Below are 21890 nucleotides of genomic sequence, written 5' to 3' on the forward strand. Positions count from 1 at the left end.
GGGCGCGCCGCGCCGGCGGCGCGTCCGCCCCGGGTCCGTCGTACCCACCCCTGCCGGCCCACGGCCGGCCGACCAGCCTGGAGCCACCCATGCCCATCACCGGCGTCGACCACGTCATGCTCGCCGTACCCGACCTCGACGCGGCCCGGGCCGCGTTCACCGCCTGCTTCGACCGCCCGTCGCGCCCCGGCAGCCGCCACCCCGGCTGGGGTACGACCAACGCGGTCCTCCGCTTCGCCGACAGCTACCTCGAACTGATCACCGTCGTGGACCGCGCCGAGGCGGCGGGCCGGCCGGCGAGCCGGCGGATGACCGGGGTGAGCGACGCCGGTGGCGGCTGGGTGTCCGCCGTCCTGGCCGCCGAGGACCTGCCGGCGACCTGCGCCGCCCTGGCCGACCGGGGCGTGCCGGTCAGCCCGCCCCTGGACGGCGTGTCGGTGCGCCCCGACGGCCGGCGTCGCCGCTGGCGGGTCGGCGCGCACGGGGAGGAGTTCCGCAGCGGCCGGCTGCCGTCGCTCATCGAGTACCTCGACCCGTGGCCCGGGGCGGACCCCGACCCGGCCGAGCTGCGCCACGGCGGCGTGCACGGCGTGGCCGGGGTGGACATCGCCGTCACCGACCTGCCCGCCGCCGCGGCCGAGTACGCCGTCCTGCTCGGCGGCCCGCCCGCCCTCGGCGACCGGTCCGCGACGTGGACGCTGCCCGACGGGCGGGTGCTGCGACTGCTCGCCCCCGTCGGTTCTGCCGGACCCGCCGGCGCCGGCGACCCGGTCGCCGCCCACCTCGACCGGCTCGGCCCCGGCCTGTGCGCCGTCGCCCTCGCCGTCGACTCACCCGCCGCCGTGGCCGCCGCCGTGGCCGGTCGCGGCGTCGCCGTGCGGCCCGGCATCGACGGGGAGCCCGTGGTCGACCCGGCGGGGTGCGCCCCGATCCGGCTGGTCGCCGCCCGCCCCGCCCCGTCGCTGACCGCCGGGGCGACCCGGTGACCGCCCCGACGGCGGCCGAGGCGTGCTCCGCTGCCACCGGCACGCCTGTCACCACCTCGGCCCCCGCCGGTGCCGGCACGCCGCCGCCCGGCGCGTGGCCCTCGCCGTTCCGCCCGCAGGACGCGGCGGCGGCCGGCGGGGAGCCCCGCTGGCTGATCGAGCAGTGGGTGGTCGCCCACGGCGACACCGTCTGGTTCACCGACCTGCGCCCCGCCGAGGGCGGCCGGGCCGTGCTGTGCCGGTGGACCGCCGCGAGCGGCGTCGTCGACGCCGTCCCCGCCGGGTTCAGCGCCCGCAGCCGGTTCCAGGAGTACGGCGGCCGACCGTTCACCGTCGTCTCCGCCGACGCGGCCGTCGTCTCCCGCGACACCGACCAGCGGCTGTACCTGGTGGCCGTCGGCCCCGACGCGGCGCCGCCGCGCCCGCTCACCCCGTGCTCCGACGGCCGCCACCGGTACGCCGAGGGCACCGTCGTCGGCGACGAGGTGTGGTGCGTGCGGGAGCGGCGCACCGGCCCCCGCACCACCGACGTGCTCCGCGACCTCGTCGCGGTGCCGCTGACCGGCCACGGCGACGCCGAGCCCCGGGTGCTGGGCGGCGGCGGCCACCGGTTCCTCGCCGGCCTGCGGGTCGCCCCGGACGGCCGGCACGCCGCGTGGCTCGGCTGGGACCACCCCGACATGCCGTGGGACGCGGCCCGGTTGCAGGTCGCCCCGATCGTCGACGGGCGGCTCGGCGGGCACCGGGTGCTGGCCGGCGGGGACGCCGAGGCGGTGTGCCAGGCCGAGTGGCTCGATGCCGGCACCCTGCTGGCGCTCACCGACTCCGACGGCTGGTGGAACCCGTACGCCATCGGGTTGGACGGCGACCGCCGGCCGCTGTGGCGCGGCGACCGCGAGGCCGGCGGCGCGCTGTGGCGGCCCGGGCAGACCTGGGCCGCGCCGCTGGCCGACGGCCGGATCGCCCTGGCCGTCACCGGCTGGTACGGGGACGGGGCCCGGCGACCCGACCCGGCCGCCCCGCGACCGGACGCAGACGGGCCCCGGCACGGCACCCGGCTCGCGGTGCTCGACCCGGCCCGGGGCGTCCTCGACGAGCTGGACCTGCCGTACACGGTGTGGGGGCCCGTCAGCGCCACCGGCACGACGGTGGCCGCGATGGCCGCCTCGCCCGACCGGCAGCCCGCCCTGGTCCGCGTCGACACGGCGACCGGGCGGGCCGACGCGGTGACCGGTGACCGCTACCACACCCCCGGCCCCGGCTGGCTGCCCGTCGGGGAGCACCGCCGGTTCCCGGTGCCCGGCGGCGAGGTGCACGCCGTCGTCTACCCGCCCCGCAACCCCGCCGTCGCCGCCGACCCGGGACACCGGCCGCCGCTGCTCGTCGTCGCCCACGGCGGCCCCACCGGGCGGGTCACCGACGCCCTCGACCCCGAGACGCTCCTGTTCACCAGCCGCGGGTACGCGGTCGCGCTGGTCGACTACGGCGGCTCCACCGGCTTCGGGCGGGCCTGGCGGGACCGGCTGCGCGGCGGCTGGGGCGTCGTCGACGTGGCCGACTGCGCGGCCGTCGCGCGGGCCCTGGCCGCCGAGGGGGCGGTCGACGGCGACCGGGTCGCCCTGCGTGGCGGCTCGGCCGGCGGCTGGACCACCTGCGCGGCGCTGACCAGCGTCGACACGTTCCGCTGCGGGGCCGCGTACTTCCCCGTGCTGGACCCGCTGGCGTGGGCCGAGGGGGAGACCCACGACCTGGAGTCGCACTACCTGCACGGCCTGATCGGGCCGCTGCCGGCCGCCCGGCCCACCTACGCCGACCGCGCGCCCGTCCACCGTGCCGCCCGCCTCGCCGGGCCGCTGCTGCTGCTTCAGGGAGAGGAGGACACCGTCTGCCCGCTCGCGCCGGCCGAACGGTTCGTCGCCGCGCTGGCCGACGCCGGGGCGCCCCACACCTACCTGCGGTTCCCCGGGGAGGGGCACGTGTTCCGGCAGGTCGGCTCGATCACCCGCGCCCTCGACGCCGAGCTGGCCCTGTACGCCTCGGCCCTGCGACCCCGCTGAGCCGACCCATCCGGAGGTACGACCATGACCACTCACGCGGTACCGACCGCCACCACGCCCCGACGGCGGGCGCGCACCGTCGCCACCACCGTCGCCGGGAACTTCATCGAGTACTTCGACTGGCTGATCTTCGGCCTGTACGCGCCGCTGATCGCCCAGCACTTCTTCCCCTCCGCCGACCCGCTCACCGCCCTGCTCGCGGTCTTCGTCGCGTACGCGACGGGCATGCTGTTCCGCCCGCTCGGCGGCATCCTGATGGGCGCGCTGGCCGACCGGCAGGGCCGCCGCCTCGCCCTGCTGCTGTCGATCACGCTGATGGGCGGCGGCAGCCTGGTCATCGGCCTGCTGCCCACGTACGCCGCCATCGGGGTGGCCGCCCCCGTGCTGCTGTTCCTCGCGCGGGCCGCCCAGGGGCTGTCGGCCGGCGGCGAGTGGCCGGCCGCCGTGTCGTACCTGATGGAGCTGGCCCCGCGCAGCCGGCGCTGCCTGTTCGGCAGCATCTTCGCGGTCAGCTCCGCCGCCGGCGGCCTCGCGGCGTCGGCGCTCGGCCTGGCGCTCAGCGCGACCGTCGGGTCGCAGGCCATGGCCGACTGGGCGTGGCGGGTGCCGTTCCTGGCCGGGGCGGCCCTGTCGGCGGTGCTGCTGGTGCTGCGCCGCCAGCTCGGGGAGAGCGAGGCGTTCGTCCGGGCCCGGCGCAGCGGCCCGCCGCCCGGCCTGCGCCGGCTCTGGCGCGACCACAAGGGTGCCGTCGTGGTCGCCGCGCTGTTCGTGGTCGGGGTGACCGTGCAGACGACCACCTGGACCACCGTCGCCCCGGCGCTGGCCCAGAGCCAGGCCGGGATGCCCGCCGACGCCGTCTACGCGGCGGTCACCGCCGCCATCGCCCTGTCCATCGTGGTGCTGATCCCGTTGGGCCTGCTCGCCGACCGGGTGGGCGTGCTGCCGATGCTCGGCGTCAGCGTCCTCGGCTTCGCGGTGGCCGGCCCGCTCGCCCTGAACGCCGCGTCCGGCGGCACCGGGCGGTTGGTGCTCTGCCTGTGCACGGGGCTGTTCTTCATGTCCTGCCTGACCGCGGTCCTGCCGAAGATCATGGCGTCGATGTTCCCCACCCACCTGCGGGCCAGCGGCATCGGCCTGCCGCACGCCGTGGCCAGCTCGCTGGCCGGCGGGCTCACCCCGGCCCTAGCGACCTGGCTGGCCGGGGCCGGTCGGCTCGACTGGTACCTGGGCCTGCTCACCGTGACCGCGCTGCTCGCCGGGGCGGCCGGCGTCCGGGCGGTCCGGCGGGCCCGACCGGACGACGAACTGCCGCAGACCCCGGCGCCGCCGGCGCCGCAGGACCGCGTCCTGGTCGGCTCGGCCCGCACCTGAGCCCGCGTGGGACGCGGCGCGTGCCGTACGGCGGGAGGTCACCCGATCGGGTGACCTCCCGCCGTACCGGCTCCCCGGCCGCCGCCCGCTGTCAGACTCGGCCGCATGTCCAGCACCGGGGAGATCATCACGCTCAGGGACGGTCGCCGGGCGGTGGTGCACCGCCACGGTGCGGACACCGGCCGGCGGGTGGTCGTGTTCTGCCATCCCGCCCCGGGCTCCGGCGCGTTCGACCCCGACCCGGCGGCCACCCGGCTCGCCGGGGTCACCCTCCTCGCCCTCGACCGGCCCGGCTACGGTGGCTCCGACCCGGCTACCGACTGGGCCGACGTGCCGACGGCCGCCGACGACCTCGCCGAGCTGATCGACCAGCGCCGCCTCGGGCGGGTGGCGGTCGCGGGCTGGTCGGCCGGCGGCCGGGTCGCCCTCGCCCTCGCGGCTCGCCGGCCCGACCTGGTGCGCCGGGTGGCCGTGCTGGCCACGCCCGCCCCCGACGAGGAGGTGCCCTGGCTCGACCCGGGCCAGCGCGACCTGACCGCAGGGCTGCGCGACCGGCCGCCCGCCGACGTCCGCGCCCAGCTGGACGCCGCGCTGGCCGGCCTGGTGCCGCCGGATCCCCGGGACCCGGCGGCGTTGCGGCTGCTCGGCGCGAACCCGGCCGACCGGGCCGCGCCGGCCGACCCCGGCGCCGGGACGCGGATCGGCGACATGCTCGCCGAGGCGTTCGCCCAGGGCGTGCGGGGGATGGCGGACGACATCGCCGGCTACTCGCTGCGCCCGTGGGGCTTCACCCCCGACCAGGTCGGGGCGGCCACCCTGTTGCTGTACGGCGCCGACGACGCCCTCGCCGGCCCCGAGCACGGCCGGTGGTGGCGCGACGCCCTGCCCGACGCCCGGCTGGAGGTCGTGCCGAACGCCGGCCACCTGCTGGTGGTGCCGTCCTGGCCCCGGGTCCTCGACCACCTGGTCGGCCCGCCGATGCGGGCGACCTCCGCCCGGGAGGCGGTCGCGTTCATCCGCCGCGCGTCGGGCCCGCCGCGCCCGGTGCGCTAGGCGCGGGCCGGGACTGCCCTGCCCCGCCTCGCCCTGCCCGCCGCTCCACCCCGCCCCGCCCCCGCCGCTCACCTGACGTGACGGCCCGTGGGGGCCGGCTGTCCGGCCCGACCAACGTGACTCTGCGTCATGTCCGGCCGCCCCCGCCAGAGCTGACGCGCCCCCTTTGCTCTGCACCCATACCCGCAACAGCCCGCCCGAGCTGCCCGGATGTTCGGCGGCGAGGGGTGGGGGAGCAGGAGATACGTCACGCAGCGTGGAATGTTGCGTCCTTGGGTGCAGAGCAAAGGGGGCGGTGGGAGTGCTTGCCCGTGGCCGAGAGGGATTGCGCCCCGTCACCGGCCCGCCGGCGCGGAGCGGGCGTGGGCAGACCGCACCCCGCGCCCGGTTGCCCTCGGCGCGTCCTGCGGGGCCGGACACGGCGGTGGCCGGGACGGATCGCTCCGCCCCGGCCACCGCGTCGGGCGGCGGGTCAGCCCCGCGCGCCCTGCCCCACCGGACGCCGCCTGTGGTCGGCGTCGGCGAGGTCGTCGAGCTGCTGCTCCGCGCCGTCGTCCACGGCCGCGGCCGGGTCGACCTGTTGCGGGGCGGTCGGCCGCACGCCGCGCAGGATCACCAGCGCCGCGACCGCGCCCACCGCGAGGGCCCCGGCGGCGATGCCGAACGCGTGGTCGTACCCGCGCACGACGGCCAGGTTCTCGGCCACCCCGGCGGCCTGCTGCCCCCGCTGGTGGCTCAGCGCCAGGGAGACGAAGACGGTCAGCCCCAGGGCGCTGCCCATCTGCAGCACCGTGGTGACGATCCCGGAGCCCAGGCCGGCGTCGGCCTCGGACACCTCGTGCAGGGCGGCGTTCTGCATGGCCGGGTTGGTCATGCCGAAGCCCAGCGCGGTCACCACCATGGCCGGCAGCAGGTCGGTCAGGTACGAGCCGTCGACCGAGATCCGGGTGAACAGGGCCACCCCGATCGCCGAGACGGCCAGGCCGGCGGCCAGCGTCGACCGGGGGCCCACCTTCATGATCAGCTTGGTGGAGAGGAACAGGCCGGGCATGAACGCCACGCAGAACGGCAGCCAGGCCAGGCCGCTGGCGAGCGGCGAGTAGCCCAGGACGTTCTGGGTGTAGAGGACGATCAGGAAGAACACCGCGGCCGAGCTGCTGGCCACGAACACGGTCGCCACGTTCGCGGTGGCGCGTACCCGGTTGGCGAAGAAGCCCAGCGGCACCAGCGGCTGCGCCACCTTCGTCTCCACCACCACGAACAGGGCCAGGGCGGCGATGCCGACCAGCAGCGGAACGAGCACCGGCGCGGAGTCCCAGCCGTTGCGGGCGGCGTTCAGCACGGCGTTGAGGATCGCGATCAGACCGCCGGTGACCAGCACCGCGCCCAGCCAGTCCGGGCGCCGCCGGCCCTGGGCCGGTGCCCGGCTCTCGTCGGCCAGCTTCGGCAGGAGCAGCATCGGGATCACGGCCAGCGGAATGTTCACCAGGAACACCCACCGCCAGCTCGCCAGGTCGGTCAGCACGCCCGAGAGCAGCACACCGGCGGCGGAGCCCAGCCCGGCCAGGCCGCCCCAGATGCCGAACGCCTTCGCCCGCTCCTTCGGGTCGGTGAAGAGCAGGGCCACCATGGACATCGCGGCCGGCGCGGAGAGCGCCTCGGCGACGCCCTGCAACGACCGGCCGGCCAGCAGCACCTCGCTGTTCTGGGCCAGGCCGGCGGTCGCGGAGGCCACCGCGAACAGGCCGGCGCCGAGGCAGAACACCTTCCGGCGGCCGACCAGATCGGCGATCCGGCCGCCGAGCAGCAGCAGGCCACCGGCGGTGATCAGGTACGCGTTCACCACCCAGGTCAGCGTCGCCTCGGAAAAGCCGAGATCACGCTGGATGGACGGCAGCGCGACATTGACGATGGTGGCGTCCAGGAAAATGATGAACTGGACGAGCGCGAGCAGCGCCAATGCTTTCCAGCGGCGCGGATCGGCCTTCGGGAGATCCTGTTGCGACAGCGTGGCAGCCATTCTGCCGCCTCCTTCCACTTCTTGTTCATGTGTTCCGCCGGCCCGGTTCCGGTGTCGACGGCGAGGGTTTTCGCATTTACCCACCGGCATGCGCCGGTATGTTCATTCCATAACTTCCGGCGAGCGCGGTCCAACAACCGCCCGGTGCGTTTGACAACGATTGGTTGTCACCACAGGATGGCGGCATGGATCTCGACCTCGCGCTGGTAAGAGCCTTCGTGGTCACCGCCGAGGAGTTGCATTTCGGCCGGGCCGGCGAGCGCCTCGGCCTGTCCCAGCAGGCGCTGTCGAAGCGGATCCAGCGGCTGGAGGAGCTGCTCGACCGGCCGCTGTTCGAACGCTCCACCCGCACCAGCGCGCTCACCGAGGCGGGCCGGCGCTTCCTGGGCCCGGCCCGCGACCTGCTCGCCGCCGGCGACGCGGCGGTGGCCGCGGTGCACCGCCCGGCCACCCCGCTGCGCGTCGACGTCCTGCACGACCGGCTCGGCCCGGCCCGGCTCGTCGCGGCGGTGCTGGCCGGCAACCCCCGGCTGCGCCTGGAGATCAGCGCCCGGCGAGGGCTCTCCCTGGCGTTGCCGGCGTTGCGCCGGGCCGAGATCGACGCCGTCTTCGGCCGGGTCGCCGGTGCCGCAGCCGCGACCGCCGTGGCGCACCGGCTGATCCGGCTGGAGCCCTTGGTCGCCGTCGTGGACGCCGGGCACCCACTGGCCGGGCGGTCGACGGTGCGCCCCGCCGACCTGGTCGACCACGGCGTCTGGGTGCCCAGCCCGGGCAGCGCCGTGGAGTGGGGCACCTACCTGCAGCTCTTCGCCGACCGGTTCGGCATCCCGCTCACCTTCGAGCAGGTCGACAACGTCGGGGCGGACGAGCTGCTGCGCCGGGGCCGGGCCCTGGGGCGGGTCTTCCTCTCCGCCGCCGACGTGGCCAACCCGCAGGCCGACGACCTGGTCACCCTGCCGCTGGTCGAGCCGCGACCGGTGTACCCGTGGTCGCTGCTGTGGCGGCGTAACGACCGGCGGCCCGTCCTGCACGACTTCGTCGACCTGCTGCACGACTACGGCGCGCTGGAGGGGTGGCGGGCCCACGACCTGGCCGACTGCTGGCTGCCCGACGAGGACCGGGAGGCCCTCGCGGCCGGGCCGCCGGCCGGCGGCTGACCGGGGCCGGGTCACCGGCTCCACGCCCGGGTCCGCCGGGCCGCGGTGCGGGCCGGGCGCAGCGGGGCGGCGTCGCCGCCGGCCGCGCGGGCCGCTGCGGCGAGCCGCCGCCGGCGCGCGCCGGGCACCTCGAGCGCCGACCGGCGGGTGGTCGGGTCGGCGGCGAGCTGCCCGACCACCAGCCGGACGTCGTCGAGCAGGGCGCCGGCCGTGGCCTCGTCGAACAGGTCGGCGTTGTACTCGAGCCGGCCGGTCAGCGCCTGCGGTGTGTGCTCGGCGGTCAGCTCCAGGTCGAGGCGGACCGTCCCGTTCGGACAGCCGCGCACCTCCAGCCGGGTCTGCCCGCCCAGGTCGGCGCGGTCGCTGCCCGGCGGCAGGTTGCCCAGGTTGAACAGCACGTCGAACAGCGGGTTGCGGCGGGCGTCCCGGTCGCCGCGCACCGCGTCGGCGAGCCTGCTGAACGGCACGTCCTGCCCCGACACCGCGTCGAGCATCGCGTCGTTGGCGCGGGTCAGCACCTCGGCCCCGGTCGGGTCGCCGGACAGGTCGACGCGCAGCGGCAGGGTGTTGGAGAACGGGCCGACCACCGCGTCCAGCTCCGGGCGGCCCCGCCCGGCCAGCGGCGCGCCGACCACCGCCGCGTCCGACCCGGCGTACGCGGCCACGACCAGCGCGTACGCGCCCAGCAGCACGGCGAACGGGGTGACCCGCAGCCGGTCGGCGACGGCGGCGACCCCGGCGGCGGCGTCGGCGCCGAAGTCGAAGCGGAGCATCCCGCCGCGGAACGTCTGCGCGGCGCCCCGGGGCCGGTCGGTGGGCAGCTCCGCCGGGGCGGGCCCGGCCAGCCGCCGCTGCCAGCGGTCCAGCAGCCGGTCCAGGGTCGGCCCGGTCATCCGTTCCCGCTGCCAGTGCGCGACGTCGCGGAACTGCAGTCGCACCTCGGGCAGGTCCGGTTCCCGCCCCGCGCACCGGGCCCGGTACGCCCCGGCCAGCTCGGTCAGCAGGATGCCGAACGACCAGCCGTCGACCAGGGTGTGGTGGGCGATCCACGCCAGCGCGTGCCGGGTGGGGGAGATGCGCAGCAGCTCCAGCCGCAGCGGCGGCCGGGCGGCCAGGTCGAACGCGGTGCGGGACAGCGCGGCGACGCGCTCCTGCGCGGCCCGCTGCGGGTCGGGCGCGCCGGTCAGGTCGCGCACCGGCACCCGCGGGTCGGCGTCGGTGACCTCTTGGACGAGCCGGCCGTCGGCGAGCACCAGCCGGCTGCGCAGCACGTCGTGCCGCCGGACCACGTCGCGGACCGCCGCCAGCAGCGCGTCGGCGTCGAGCGGCCCGGTCAGGTGGAACGCGAACGACACGTTGTACGCCGGAACGCCCTGCGCGAGCTGGCTGACGAACCAGAGCTGCTCCTGCACGAACGACGCCGGCCCCCGCCCCGCCGGGCAGGCCCCGGGGGCCAGCCGGGGTTCCCCGGTGCCCGCCGGGCCGCCCGCGGCGCCCCGGACCTTCGCCAGCACCCTGGCCCGGTCCTCCTCCGACATGGCGGCCAGTCGGCCCATCAGCGTCCCCATGACTCCTCCTCGCCCGACGGTGCGGCCATCGGTGCGCACCGTACGAGCGGCCGGTTACGCGGCGGTCCCGCCCGCGCGTAACCGGCGGCCAACCGGGGCCGCCTAGCGTCGCCGACGACCTTGGCGACGTACCAGCGCACACACCGGGAGCGGACAGTCATGACCAACGCGACCACCGGAGAAGACTTCTGGCGCGACTACCCGCTCGTCAGCGAGCGGTACCAGGCCGGCCTGCTCGACGCGGCCGACTGGGCCACCTGGCGGGCCAACCGGCTGCGGGCGGTGCTGCGGCACGTGACGGCCCGGTCGCCGTTCTACGCCCGGCACCTCGCCGGGGTCGACCTCGACGCGGTCACCCCGGACACCCTGGGCCGGCTGCCGTTCACCACGAAGGACGACCTGCGCCGGGAGATGCACGACGTGCTCGCCGGCACCCCCGCCGACGCGCTGATCTACTACGAGACCACCGGCACCACCGGGGCGTCCACGCCCTGCCCCCGCGACGCGAAGGACGTCATGTCCAGCAACGTGCACGTGGAGTGGGCGTGGCGGCGGCTGTTCGACCACTACTTCGACGGCCGCCGCCCGGTGGTCGGGCTGATGGGCCCCTCGGAGCTGTACGCCTTCGGCGACACTTTCGGCGACGTCGCCCAGCGCCTCGGCGCCTGCCACGTCAAGATCTGGCCGGAGTCGCCCCGGGTGGGCTTCCGCAAGGCGCTGCGGCTGATCCGGGAGCTGAACGTGGAGGTCCTCGTGGCCGCCCCGGCGCTCTGCCTGAACCTGGCCAAGGCGGCCCTGCAGAACGGGCTCGACCCGGCGCGGGACCTGCCGGTGAAGCTGTTCACCGTGCTGGGGGAGATCTGCACCCCGGCGTTCGGGGCGAACGTGCGCTCGATCTGGGGCGCGGACGTGCGCCCCGCCCTGTACGGGTCGCAGGAGGCCATGGCGATCGGCACCGGCTGCCACCTGGACCGGCTGCACATCTCCGGGCCGAACTACCTGGTCGAGGTGCTGGACCCCGACTCGGAGGCCAGCCTCGGCGCGTACGGCACCGGCGAGCTGTGCCTGACCATGCTCGTCGACGGCATCAAGCCGCTGATCCGCTACCGCACCGGTGACCTGGTGACCGTCGCGCCGAACTCCTGCGGCTGCGGTGGCCCCGGCGACGTGGTGGAGGTGCTGGGCCGGGTCGCCGACCGGGTCGCGATCGGCGCCGGGCGGTACCGTCCCGCGCAGATCGAGTCGGCCGTGCTCGGCGGCCTGTCCCGCTGCCTCGGCTACCAGGTGGTCATCGACACCGCGCCCAACGGCACCGACGCCCTCACCGTCTACGTGGAACTGCTGCGCGACGGTGCCGCCGACGCCGACGGCTCCGCCGAGCGGGCCGCGCTCGCCACCCGGCTCACCGAGCACTTCGGCGTGCCGACGCGGGTGGAGGTCACCACCGAACTCGACCCGATCACCAACACCGGGGCGTTCGTGAGCTGGAAGGCCGCCCGGATCAAGGACAACCGGGCCGGGGCCGACCAGGACGTCGCCGCCGCCCGGGCCGCCGCCGGCGCGCACTCGCTGCGCAGCTGACCCGCCCCGACACGGTCCAGGCAAGGAGCAGAGATGACACTCGCACCAGCCCGACCGGACACCGTCGTGCCGGTCGCCACCGAGCGCCACCGGGTCCGCGTCGCCGACCCGTTCGCCGCGCACCTCGCGCTGCGCCGCAGGTTCGGCGCCGACCAGGTCTACCTGCTGGAGTCGCCGGCGGGCCCGGCCGGCGACACCCGCCACGCGTACGTCGGTTTCGGGGAGCTGCTGTCGGTCGCGGTGACCGGCCGCGCGGTGACCGTCACCGGCCGGCCCGCCCTGGCCGACGCCGCCCGGGCGCGGGCCGCCGGGGTCGACGGCCTGGAGGAGGTGCTGCGCGTCGTGCAGGAGCTGTTCGACGCCCCCGCCGGGCCGGGTGACTTCTCCTTCGGCTTCCTGGCGTTCCTCGGCTACGACGCGGCCCGGCACTTCGAGCGGCTGCCGTACCTGATCGAGGGCGGCCCCCGGCTGCCGCACGCCTGCCTGGTGCTGCACCGGGGCCTGGTCCGCTTCGACCTGACGGCCGGGACGGCGGAGCTGCTGCTGCACCGGTCCCCGGCCTGGCCGGACGACCCGGCCGGCGACCTGGTCGCGCTGCTGGACGCCGCCGCCGACGGGCCGCCGGGCGACCGGGCGGCGGACGGGGCGATGCCGCCGTTCGCGGTCACCGACGACGTCGCCGAGGACGACTACCGCCGGGCCGTCGACCGCTGCCTCGGGCACATCGCGGCCGGCGACATCTACCAGGTGCAGATCGGCCACGAGCTGACCATCCGCAGCGACGCCGACCCGGTCCGGGTGTACGAGCGGCTGCGCCGACGCAACCCGTCGCCGTACATGTACCTGGCCCCGCTGGCCGGGCAGACCGTCATCGGGGCGAGCCCCGAGCTGTTCGTGCGGGTCGAGGACGGCACGGCCACGATGCGGCCGATCGCGGGCACGGCCGCGCGCACCGGCGACCCGGCGCGGGACCGGGAGGCGGGCCGGCGGCTCGCCGCCGATCCGAAGGAGATCGCCGAGCACATCATGCTGGTGGACCTGTGCCGCAACGACATCGGCCGGATCTGCCGACCGGACACCCTGGACGTGCCGGAGACCCTGGTCGTCGAGCGCTACTCGCACGTGCTGCACCTGGTCTCCACGGTCACCGGCGCGGTGTCGACGGAACTGGACAGCTACGACGTGCTCGCCGCGCTGTTCCCGTCGGGCACCATGACCGGCGCGCCGAAGATCCGCGCCATGGAGATCATCGAGTCGACGGAGGCCAGCCGCCGGGGCCTCTACGCCGGGGCGATCGGCCTGATCGGCGTCGGCGGGTACGTCAACCTCGCCCTGTGCATCCGCACCGTGCTGCACGACGGGCAGAGCTACCACACGCGGGCGTCCGCCGGCGTGGTCGCCGACTCCCGGCCCGAGCGGGAGTGGCGCGAGACCCTGGCCAAGCTGAGCGCCGGCTACTGGGCGGTCACCGGAGAGGAGTTGCTGTGAAGGTCCTGCTCGTCGACGCGTACGACAGTTTCGTGCACATCATCCGCCAGTACCTGCTCAGCGCCGGCATGGAGGCCGAGGTGGTGCGCTCCGACGCGATCGGCGTCGCCGACGTGCCGGGCACGGGGGCCGACGCGCTGCTGCTCGGCCCCGGCCCCGGGCACCCGGCGGAGAGCGGCCACGTCGAGCTGGTCGAGGCGTACGCGGGGCGGCTGCCGATCTTCGGGGTCTGCCTCGGCCACCAGGCGATCGGGCTGGCCTTCGGCGCGCGGGTGCTACGCGCCCGGCACCTGATGCACGGCAAGACCAGCGAGATCCGCCACGACGGCCGGGGCGTCTTCGCCGGCCTGCCCCGCCCGTTGACCGCCACCCGCTACCACTCGCTCATCGTGGACGGGGCGAGCCTCGCCGGCACCGACCTGGTGCCGACGGCGCACGCCGCCGACGACGGGTACGTGATGGCGCTGCGGCACCGCCGCCTGCCGGTGGAGTCGGTGCAGTTCCACCCGGAGAGCGTCCGTACCCAGCACGGCCTGGCGATGCTGACGAACTTCCTCGCCGCCTCGCGGCTGCCCGCCCCGGCGTGACCCCGGTCGTGCCCGTGCCCCGCCACCCAGCCGACGTGGCGGGGCACGGGCACGACCGGCGGGCCGCCGGCCCACCGGACGGGCGGCCCGGGGGCACCTCCCGGCCACCGACCGGGCCGCCGGCCTCGTCAGGTCGCCGGGCCGAGCAGCCGGAGCCGGCCGTCCGGGGCGCGCACGGCCCGCCAGGCGGTCGCCACCAGCACCGAGTTCCCGCCCGGGTCGGACGGGTCGGGCACCAGCCATCCGGCCGAGCGCAGCGGGCTGTCGGCGACCACCCCCGCCAGCCAGGGCACCCCGACGTACAGCCGCCCCACGGCGGCGGGAACGAGGCCGTCGTCGAGCACCTGCCAGTCGCCGCCGGGCAGCGCCCCGGCGGGCGGGGCATCCGCGCCCGTCGGACCGAGGGCGAGCGGGTCGCCGCGCAGCAGCGGGCCCCACACGGCGGCCTCGACCGCGCCGGGCGCCACGGGAGCGTCGTCAGCCGGGTTCCCGTCGGTCGCCCCCGACCGGGCGGCCAGCACGAGGTGACGGTGGGCCAGCAGCAGGCCCCCGAGCGGGGTCACCCCGCTCAGTACGTACGCCGGGTCCTCCGCCCGCACCGGGCGGACCAGCGCCCGGCCTGAGCCGTGACGGCGTCGCCAGGGCAGCACGCGGACGCCGTGACGACGGGCCGATCCGGCCCACTCGGGTTCGGCGAGCACCAGGCCCAGCCCGACCCGCGCCGCGCCGCGCCCGTCCCCGGACGGCAGCGGCAGGTACGCGGCCCCGCTCTTGAGCGCGGCGAGCCGCCCGACGACGGCGTCCACCCCGCCGCGCAGCAGCAGTCCGACCGTGTCGCCGGGGCGCACCCCGTGCTCGGCGAGCAGCCGGGCCAGGTCGCCGGAGCGGCGGTCGAGGTCCCGGAAGCTCGTCCGGTGTCCCTCGTGGACGACGGCGGGGGCGTCCGGGGTGGCGGCCGCGACCGTGGCCAGCAGGCCGGGCAGGGTCTGCACCGTGGGGTCGGCGACGGCGACCTGCCCCGACGCCCCGGCCGGCAGCCGCACCGGCAGGTGCGCCGGTGGGTGGGCGGGCGGGCCGGTGGCGGGGACGCCCCGGGTCCGGCTGAGCTCACCGATCTGGGCCAGGCAGCGCAGCCGGCTGCCGATGAAGTGGGTGTCGGCCCAGCCGGCCGGCGTGGGGTGGGCGTGTGGCCACAACGCGTACCGCCCGGCCCGGTTGACGACGACGCGGAGGAAGTGTGGTGCCATGGCCGGCCTCCCCTTCCGTCGGCGGACCGGTCCGCCATATCCGGCACGGACCGGCTCCGGTGGATTGAGTGGGAAATGATACGTCGCGTCGGTTGCCTCCCGGTTACCCGCGACCGCCGCCCGGCGCACCGGGTCCGCCGTCGGGACGCCCGTAACCGGGGTCTAACCCGGCCTGCCTACCGTCCGCCGGAGACCGACAACCAGCGACGGGGGCGGGGCCGCACCGATCCGGGCGCGACGCCCGCCGACCCGAGACCGAGATCCGTCGACCACCTGAAGGAGGCGGCCGTGCCCGACACCGCTGCTTGGGAGCGACATCTGCAGGACGTCCCGCGGGCGGTCAACCTGCCCGCCGACCGGACCGCCGCCGCGCGCGACGCGGCGCCCGTCGTCCGGGAGGTGCCGGGCGGGCCGTACCCGGCCGCCGACCTCCTCGCCGGGGTCGGCGCGCTGCTGCACCGCTACGGCGGCGAGCCGCGCCTGCTCGTCGGCCGGTCCGTGGCCGCGACCGGGCGCCTGCTCGCCGTCCGGGTGACGGTCGAGGGTGGACAGACCGTCGCCGAGCTGCGCGCCGCCGCCGCCGGGGCCGTCCGGGCGGCCGTCGACCTCGGCGAGGTCACACCGGCCGAGCTGGCGCGGCTGCGCGGCGTGGCCCCGGCCGGCGGGCAGCGGCCCTGCCACGCGGTGGTGGTCGACGGGCCGCCGGAGGCCGCCGACCCGGCCGCCGCCGAGCTGACCGTCACCAGCGCCGACGGACGGACGTGCCTCGTCGCGGACCCGCGCTTCGCCCCCGGCACCGTCGCGCGCATCGCCGCGCACCTCGGCCGGCTGCTCACCGCCCTCGCCGGTGACCCGGACGCGCGCGTCGCCGAGCTGCCCCTGCTCGGCCCGGACGAGCGGTCGGCCATCCTCTACGGGTGGAACGACACCGCCCGGCAGTTCCCGCCGGAGCAGTTCCCCGAACTGGTCGCCCGCGTGGCCCGCGAGGCCCCCGGTCGTCCCGCCGTCGTGGCCGGCGACCGCATCCTCAGCTACGGCGACCTCGACGCCGACGCCAACCGGCTCGCGCAGCACCTGGCGGGCCTCGGCGTGGGCCGGGGCGACCGGGTCGGCGTCTGCCTGGAACGCTCCCCGGAGAGCATCCTCGCCCAGCTCGCCGCGTTCCGGCTGGCCGCCACGGCGGTGCTGCTCGACCCCGAGTACCCGCAGGAGCGGCTGGAGTTCATGGTCGACGACTCGCGGGCCGTGGCCGTGCTGACCCGCGCCGGCCTGCGCGCCCGCCTCGGCGCGGCGGCCTGCCCCGTCGTGGAGGTCGAGGGCGACGCGTGGCGGGCCGCCCCCGCCGTCGACCCCGGCTGCCCGGTTGCCGACGAGGAGGTCTGCCACATCGCCTACACCTCCGGGTCCACGGGCAAGCCGAAGGCGGTGCTGCTGCGCCACGGCCCGCTGCGCAACACCGTGCACGTCCTGCGCGAGCAGTGCGGCCTCGCGCCGGGGCAGCGCGGCACCTGGCTCTGCTCGCCCGGCTTCGGCCTGGTGCAGGTGGACTGCTTCCCGATCCTGGCCGTCGGCGGCACCGTGCACATCCCGGAGCCGGCCGTCGCCGCGTCCCCGGAGCAGCTGCGGGACTGGCTGGTCGAGCAGCGCATCGAGCAGTCGCTGGTGCTCACCGCGATGGCCGAGCGGCTGTGGCGGCTCGACTGGCCCGCCGGCACCGCGCTGCGCTGGATGCGCATCGCCGGCGAGCGGGTGCGGTCCTGGCCCGACCCGGAGCTGCCGTTCCGGGTGCTCAACGTCTACGGCTCCGCCGAGGCCACCGTGGTGGGCACCTGCGACCTGTCCACCCTGGCCGCCGAGGCGCCCGACGGCCGCCCCGACCGGATGCCGCCGGTGGGCCGCCCGGTGGCCAACGTCCGGGCGTACGTGCTGGACGCGAACCGCCAGCCGGTGCCCCCGGGGGTGCTCGGCGAGCTGTACGTCTCCGGCGAGAGCCTGTCGCGCGGCTACCTCAACCGGCCGGAGGTCAACGGCGAAAAGTTCCTGCCCAACGAGCTGCCCGGCGACCCGTACCCCGTGCTGTACCGCAGCGGCGACGTCGCCCGGTACTGGCCCGACGGCACCGTGGAGATCGTCGGCCGCACCGACAACGAGGTGAAGATCCGCGGCTACCGGGTGCACCTCGGCGAGATCGAGAGCGTCCTGGCCGAGCAGCCGGGGGTGCGCCAGTGCGCGGTGCTGGCCCGCGAGGACACCCCGGGGGAGCGGCGGCTCGTCGCGTACGTCGAGCCGGACCGCGCCCGGCCGCCGGAGCTGACGGCGGTCCGGGCCGCGCTGCGGCGGCGGCTGCCGGGCTACATGGTGCCGGCGGCGTACGTCGTCGACGACCTGCCCACCACGGCCAACGGCAAGATCGACCGGGCGGTGCTGCCGCCCCCGCCGCGCACCCGCCCCGAGCTGGACACGCCGTACCGGGCGCCGGAGAACCCGGCGCAGGAGCGGGTGGCCCGGATCTGGGCCGAGGTGCTCGACCTCGACGACATCGGCGTCGACGACGACTTCTTCGAGCTGGGCGGCGACTCGCTGCGGGCGATGCGGCTGCTGGCCCGGCTGCGCGACGAGGCGCGGCTGCGGCTGAAGATGTCCGAGCTGTTCCGCGCGCCCACCGTGGCCGCCCTCGCCGAGCGGGCCGGCACCTCCCGGCGGGCCCCCGGGGTCGTGACGCACGACGCGGCGGGCCGCTACGCGCCGTTCGGCCTCGGCGCGGCCCAGGCCGGCCTGGCCGGCGCACCCGGCGTGCGGTACGTCGAGTGGCAGCGCGACTGGCTCGACGTGGACCGGTTCGTCGCCGCGTGGCAGCGGCTGGTCACGCAGCAGGACGCCCTGCGGCTGGTCCTCGCCGCCGACGGCACCCAGCGGGTCGCCGAGCGCGCGCCCGCCCCGCCGCCGGTGCGCGACCTGACCGACGCCGCCGACGCCGCCGACCGGCTCGACCGGGTCCGCGCCGAGCTGCTGGCCACGCCGTTCGACCTGGCCGAGGGGCCACCGTACCGGCTGCGGTTGACGCTGCTGCCCGACGACGTCGTCGCCGTCCACCTGGCCGTGCACCCGGCGGTCGCCGACGACCGCAGCCTCGACGAGGTGCTGCCCCGGCTGCTCGCCGCCGGCTACGAGGACCCGGACCTGCCCGCGCCCGCGCTGACCGTCCGGGACCTGCTGCGCGCCGAGCCCGCGCCGGCGGTGGCGCCCGCCGCGCCGGCGGGGCCCGTCGCCGCCGATCCGGTCCGGTGGCACCGCGCCGTCGGCGACGGCTGGTCCGCGCTGGCCGCCGCAGCCCGGCGGGCCGGCACCGGCCCCGAGGAGCTGCTCGGCGCGCTCGCCGTGGACGCGTACGCCGAGGTGACCGGGGCCCCGGCGGCCCTGGCCCTGGCCCCGGCCCCGGCCGGCGCGCCGGCGGCGGCCCGGGACGTCGTGGGCCCGCTGACCGCCGGCCCGACCGGCGGGGGGCCCGCCGTCGCCGTGCGCGTGCTGCGCGCCGACGACGACGGCGAGGACTGGCTGCCGGTACGCCGGGCGAACCTGCTGCCCGGCGTCGCGGCCGACCTGACCGCGCGGGTGACCGGCCCCCGGCTGGAGCTGGACTGGACCTGTCCGGGCGGCGAAGTGGCCCGGGCGACGCTCGACCGCGTCGACGCCGCCCTGCGCGCCCGGCTCGCCGACCCGGCCGTCGACCCGACCGCCCCCGCCACCGTCGCGGTGGGCGGCTGACCTCCACCGGTGGCGGCGGCGTCGGTCGCCGCCACCGGCTCAGGGCCCGCGCCGGCCGGCGCGGACCCCCGTCGAAGATTCAGCGAGGTGAACCATGACCGTGATCATCGTGCTCCGGGAGACGGCCACCGAAAGCGAACTGTCCCAGGTGCTCAACCTGGCCGACCGGATCGGCTCCGGCGTGCGCCGGCACAGCCCCCACCTGCTCTCCCTCACCGGCGACCTGGCGACGGTGGACCAGGCGGTCGCGCACCTGCCCCAGGTCCGGCACGTCGCCGGGGTGCCGGGGCAGTACCCGTGCGCGTCCGCCCAGGCCCGCATCGGGCTGCCCAGCAGCGTGCGGCTCGGCGACGCCACGGTCGGCCCGGGCGGGTTCACCGTCATCGCCGGCCCCTGCTCCGTGGAGAGCCGCGACCAACTGCTGGAGGTGGCGCACGCCGTACGCGACTGCGGCGCGCACGCCCTGCGCGGCGGCGCGTTCAAGCCGCGCAGTTCCCCGTACGCCTTCCAGGGGCTGGGCCGGCGCGGCCTGGCCCTGCTGGCGGAGGCCCGCCGCGCCACCGGCCTGCCGGTCGTCTCCGAGGCCCTCGACGTCCGCGACCTCGACGCGATGCTGCCGGCGGTGGACATGCTCCAGGTGGGGGCGCGCAACATGCAGAACTACGCGCTGCTGCGGGAGCTGGGCCGGTTGCGGGTGCCGGTGCTGCTCAAGCGCGGCCTGGCCGCCACGATCGACGAGACGCTGATGGCCGCCGAGTACATCCTCGACGGCGGCAACCCCGACGTCGTCCTCTGCGAGCGCGGCATCCGCACCTTCGAGACGGGCTACCGCTTCACCCTCGACATCGCCGCCGTGCCGGTGTTCAAGGAACGCAGCCACCTGCCGGTGATCATCGACCCGAGCCACGCCGCCGGGGAGACCAGCCGGGTGCTGCCGCTGGCCCTGGCCGCCGCGGCCTGCGGCGCGGACGGGATCATCGTGGAGACCCACTGCGACCCCGCCGCGGCGCTCTGCGACGGCAAGCAGGCCCTGCCCACGCACCGCCTGCCGGAGCTCGTCGACGGGGTGCTCCAGGTGGCGCGCGCCGCCGGGCGGCTCACCGCCGACCGGCGGGCCGGCGAGGATCGGGAACTGGTGCTGGCGGGAGCGCCGGCCGGGCCGGTGGCGGCGGCCCGGGTCGTCCGGCGCTGACCGCCGGGCCTGAGCTGACCGGCCGGCCCCGGCCCGGTGCCACCCGGGGCGGCCCGGTCGGTCAGCTGGTCTCCTCGGCGGAGAGCAGCCGTGCGGCCACGGCCTTGCGGATGGCGTCCACCCGGGACACCGCGTCGAGCTTGGCGTAGATGTTGGTCAGGTGCCGCTTCACGGTGCCCTCGGTGATCCCGAGCCGATGGGCGATCTGCCCGTTGCTGTACGCCTGCGCGACCAGCCGCAGCACGTCCAGCTCCCGCTGCGACAGCAGCGGCGGCGTGCCCTCCTGGTGGCTCTCCAACTGGCCGATCGTCTCCCGGGACACCGACAGCAGCACGTTGTCCCGCCCCCGGCCGACGGAGTGCACGGCGGCGATCAGCTCCTCCCCGGCGATGTTTTTCACCAGGTAGGCGTACGCGCCCCGGGCCAGCAGGTCCTGCACGATGGCCGCGCTCTCGTGCATGGTGAGCACGATGACCCGGGTGTGCGGGAACTCCCGGCGCACCCGGTCGATGACGACCGGCGTGCCGGGGCCGGGCATCTCGACGTCGAGCAGCAGCACGTCCGGGTGCAGGTGGGCGACGAGCGCGAGGGCCTCGTCGGAGGTGGCCGCCTCGCCCACCACGGCGCAGCCCGGGTCGGTCTCCAGCAGCTCGCGCAGGCCGTCGCGGAACAGCATGTGGTCGTCGGCGACGACCACCCGGGTCTGCCCCGCGCCGTGGGTCATCGGGACTCCCCGGACAACGGCACGCAAATGGCGACCGTGGTGCCCCCGGCGGGGCCGGGGCAGATGGACAACGACCCCCCGACCAGCTCGACGCGTTCCCGCATGGACAGCAGGCCGCCGCCGGAGAGGTCCTGGGGGCTCGGCGTGAAGCCGCGGCCGTGGTCGCGGACGGCCGCCGTGAGCGCCGTGCCGCACACCTCGACCGAGACGTCCAGCCGGCCGCTGCCGGAGTGCAGCAGGGCGTTGCGGACCGCCTCGCGCAGCACGAGGTAGATCTCCTCGGCGATGGCCTGCGGGACGGTGCGGGTGTCGCCGGTGACGGTGCAGGTGATCGCGACGCTCGACGGGACGCTCGCCTTCAGGTAGCCGCGCAGCGCGTCCTCCAGCCCGGCCGGCCCCACCGAGTGCCGCAGCTCCTCGGACAGGGCCCGGGTCAGCGACAGCGCGTCCCGCATGGCGCGCCCGGCCTGGTCGAGCTTGCCCTCGGCCCGGTCCGACCGGCGTTTCTGGTAGATGCGGTGCAGGTCGAGGTGTTGCAGCCCCACGCCGATGGCGTGCGCCACCCGGTCGTGCAGCTCCCGGCCGATCCGGCGGCGCTCGGCCAGGTGCGAGGTGAACACCCGTTCCAGCAGGAAGCCCACGTAGGACAGGGCGCCCGTCTCGATCCGGGCCATGATCGTGCGGTGCAGCGTGGCGGCGACGTTGGCGGTTACCGCGCCGTCGTCGGCGTCCCCGCGGGCGTACTCGCGGATCAGCGGGGGCAGGGCGGCCTCGAAGAGCAGGGTCGCGGCGCGCAGCGACTGGACGGGGTGGATGCCGCGCTGGGCGCGGTCGCGGCCGACGCTGAGCGTGAACGGGGTCGCCACCGGCGCCATCTCGGCGGTGCCGCTGGCCCCGTACCGGTCGACGTCGTCGATGACCGCGTTGGCCTGGCACAGCGCCTGCCGGCGCGCCTCCGGGTCGGCGAAGATCGCGTTGCCGGTGGTCCGTAGTCGCTGCTCGTACGCGTCGAGGATCTCGGCCCGGACCGCGGGTGGCAGGCCGCGTCCGGTCGTGCCCGCATCTGTCCTCGTGTCCCCCACCGCACCTCTCAG

The 21890-nt window shown here is 76.8% G+C and carries 15 protein-coding genes; 10 read left to right on the forward strand and 5 right to left on the reverse strand.

The genetic code is table 11. From position 1 onward, the window contains the following. Window positions 1-89 precede the first annotated feature (89 nt). From TK50_RS28360 to TK50_RS28375, 4 genes are all read left to right on the forward strand, one after another. Window positions 90-986, forward strand: a complete 897-nt coding sequence (locus TK50_RS28360; RefSeq protein ID WP_043968547.1) for a VOC family protein — start codon at window positions 90-92, stop codon at window positions 984-986. Then, entirely contained in the window at window positions 983-3043 is a 2061-nt protein-coding gene (locus TK50_RS28365) for a prolyl oligopeptidase family serine peptidase (protein ID WP_052503978.1), read from the forward strand. Before TK50_RS28360 ends, TK50_RS28365 begins: the two co-directional genes overlap by 4 nt. Window positions 3044-3067: 24 nt before the next feature. Then, complete coding sequence (locus tag TK50_RS28370) at window positions 3068-4414, forward strand: MFS transporter (protein WP_043968548.1); 1347 nt, start codon at window positions 3068-3070, stop codon at window positions 4412-4414. A 105-nt stretch (window positions 4415-4519) separates the two neighbouring features. Beyond that, window positions 4520-5467 carry an alpha/beta fold hydrolase gene (locus TK50_RS28375; RefSeq protein WP_052503979.1) on the forward strand — a complete coding sequence of 316 codons (948 nt, stop codon included), beginning with the start codon at window positions 4520-4522 and terminating at the stop codon, window positions 5465-5467. 472 nt (window positions 5468-5939) lie between these two features. On the opposite strand, the gene TK50_RS28380 is transcribed toward TK50_RS28375, so the two are convergent. Continuing rightward, complete coding sequence (locus TK50_RS28380; RefSeq protein ID WP_158499204.1) at window positions 5940-7487, reverse strand: MFS transporter; 1548 nt, start codon at window positions 7485-7487, stop codon at window positions 5940-5942. A 185-nt stretch (window positions 7488-7672) separates the two neighbouring features. Here TK50_RS28380 and TK50_RS28385 point away from each other — a divergent pair, with 185 nt between their 5' ends. Continuing rightward, window positions 7673-8644 (forward strand): LysR family transcriptional regulator, encoded by a 972-nt coding sequence (locus tag TK50_RS28385; protein WP_043968549.1) that lies wholly within the window; start codon window positions 7673-7675, stop codon window positions 8642-8644. A gap of 11 nt (window positions 8645-8655) precedes the next feature. On the opposite strand, the gene TK50_RS28390 is transcribed toward TK50_RS28385, so the two are convergent. Next, window positions 8656-10212, reverse strand: a complete 1557-nt coding sequence (locus TK50_RS28390; protein WP_052503981.1) for a condensation domain-containing protein — start codon at window positions 10210-10212, stop codon at window positions 8656-8658. Between the two features lie 159 nt (window positions 10213-10371). Here TK50_RS28390 and TK50_RS28395 point away from each other — a divergent pair, with 159 nt between their 5' ends. From TK50_RS28395 to TK50_RS28405, 3 genes are read left to right on the forward strand one after another with little or no spacing between them, the layout of a single operon-like run. Beyond that, window positions 10372-11793 (forward strand): phenylacetate--CoA ligase family protein, encoded by a 1422-nt coding sequence (locus TK50_RS28395; protein WP_043968550.1) that lies wholly within the window; start codon window positions 10372-10374, stop codon window positions 11791-11793. Between the two features lie 33 nt (window positions 11794-11826). Next, complete coding sequence (locus TK50_RS28400; protein WP_043968551.1) at window positions 11827-13281, forward strand: anthranilate synthase component I family protein; 1455 nt, start codon at window positions 11827-11829, stop codon at window positions 13279-13281. Next, window positions 13278-13868, forward strand: coding sequence for an anthranilate synthase component II (locus tag TK50_RS28405; protein WP_043968552.1), 591 nt, complete (start codon window positions 13278-13280; stop codon window positions 13866-13868). Before TK50_RS28400 ends, TK50_RS28405 begins: the two co-directional genes overlap by 4 nt. Before the next feature lie 128 nt (window positions 13869-13996). On the opposite strand, the gene TK50_RS28410 is transcribed toward TK50_RS28405, so the two are convergent. Further along, window positions 13997-15115, reverse strand: coding sequence for an AMP-binding protein (locus TK50_RS28410; protein WP_043968553.1), 1119 nt, complete (start codon window positions 15113-15115; stop codon window positions 13997-13999). A gap of 288 nt (window positions 15116-15403) precedes the next feature. Here TK50_RS28410 and TK50_RS28415 point away from each other — a divergent pair, with 288 nt between their 5' ends. Then, window positions 15404-18880, forward strand: a complete 3477-nt coding sequence (locus tag TK50_RS28415; protein WP_052503982.1) for a non-ribosomal peptide synthetase — start codon at window positions 15404-15406, stop codon at window positions 18878-18880. Between the two features lie 94 nt (window positions 18881-18974). After that, complete coding sequence (aroF, locus tag TK50_RS28420; protein ID WP_063838631.1) at window positions 18975-20072, forward strand: 3-deoxy-7-phosphoheptulonate synthase; 1098 nt, start codon at window positions 18975-18977, stop codon at window positions 20070-20072. 61 nt (window positions 20073-20133) lie between these two features. Here aroF and TK50_RS28425 read toward each other — a convergent pair whose 3' ends face one another. Both TK50_RS28425 and TK50_RS28430 read right to left on the reverse strand, forming a co-directional pair. Beyond that, window positions 20134-20796 (reverse strand): response regulator, encoded by a 663-nt coding sequence (locus tag TK50_RS28425; RefSeq protein WP_043968554.1) that lies wholly within the window; start codon window positions 20794-20796, stop codon window positions 20134-20136. Continuing rightward, the gene (locus TK50_RS28430) at window positions 20793-21878 is read right to left on the reverse strand and encodes a sensor histidine kinase (protein WP_052503983.1); all 1086 of its coding nucleotides are present in this window, start codon (window positions 21876-21878) and stop codon (window positions 20793-20795) included. Before TK50_RS28430 ends, TK50_RS28425 begins: the two co-directional genes overlap by 4 nt. Between the last annotated feature and the right edge of the window lie 12 nt (window positions 21879-21890).

Origin of the sequence: Micromonospora haikouensis (genome assembly GCF_000876225.1) — a bacterium.
GTDB lineage: Bacteria > Actinomycetota > Actinomycetes > Mycobacteriales > Micromonosporaceae > Micromonospora > Micromonospora haikouensis.

What these genes read in the sequence shown, in the direction of transcription:
- TK50_RS28395 (WP_043968550.1), top strand. Translation starts at nt 10,372, where the DNA reads ATGACCAACGCGACCACCGGAGAAGACTTCTGGCGCGACTACCCGCTC.
- TK50_RS28370 (WP_043968548.1), top strand. Translation starts at nt 3,068, where the DNA reads ATGACCACTCACGCGGTACCGACCGCCACCACGCCCCGACGGCGGGCG.
- TK50_RS28375 (WP_052503979.1), top strand. Translation starts at nt 4,520, where the DNA reads ATGTCCAGCACCGGGGAGATCATCACGCTCAGGGACGGTCGCCGGGCG.
- TK50_RS28425 (WP_043968554.1), bottom strand. Translation starts at nt 20,796, where the DNA reads ATGACCCACGGCGCGGGGCAGACCCGGGTGGTCGTCGCCGACGACCAC.
- TK50_RS28360 (WP_043968547.1), top strand. Translation starts at nt 90, where the DNA reads ATGCCCATCACCGGCGTCGACCACGTCATGCTCGCCGTACCCGACCTC.
- TK50_RS28380 (WP_158499204.1), bottom strand. Translation starts at nt 7,487, where the DNA reads ATGGCTGCCACGCTGTCGCAACAGGATCTCCCGAAGGCCGATCCGCGC.
- TK50_RS28385 (WP_043968549.1), top strand. Translation starts at nt 7,673, where the DNA reads ATGGATCTCGACCTCGCGCTGGTAAGAGCCTTCGTGGTCACCGCCGAG.
- aroF (WP_063838631.1), top strand. Translation starts at nt 18,975, where the DNA reads ATGACCGTGATCATCGTGCTCCGGGAGACGGCCACCGAAAGCGAACTG.
- TK50_RS28410 (WP_043968553.1), bottom strand. Translation starts at nt 15,115, where the DNA reads ATGGCACCACACTTCCTCCGCGTCGTCGTCAACCGGGCCGGGCGGTAC.
- TK50_RS28400 (WP_043968551.1), top strand. Translation starts at nt 11,827, where the DNA reads ATGACACTCGCACCAGCCCGACCGGACACCGTCGTGCCGGTCGCCACC.
- TK50_RS28390 (WP_052503981.1), bottom strand. Translation starts at nt 10,212, where the DNA reads ATGGGGACGCTGATGGGCCGACTGGCCGCCATGTCGGAGGAGGACCGG.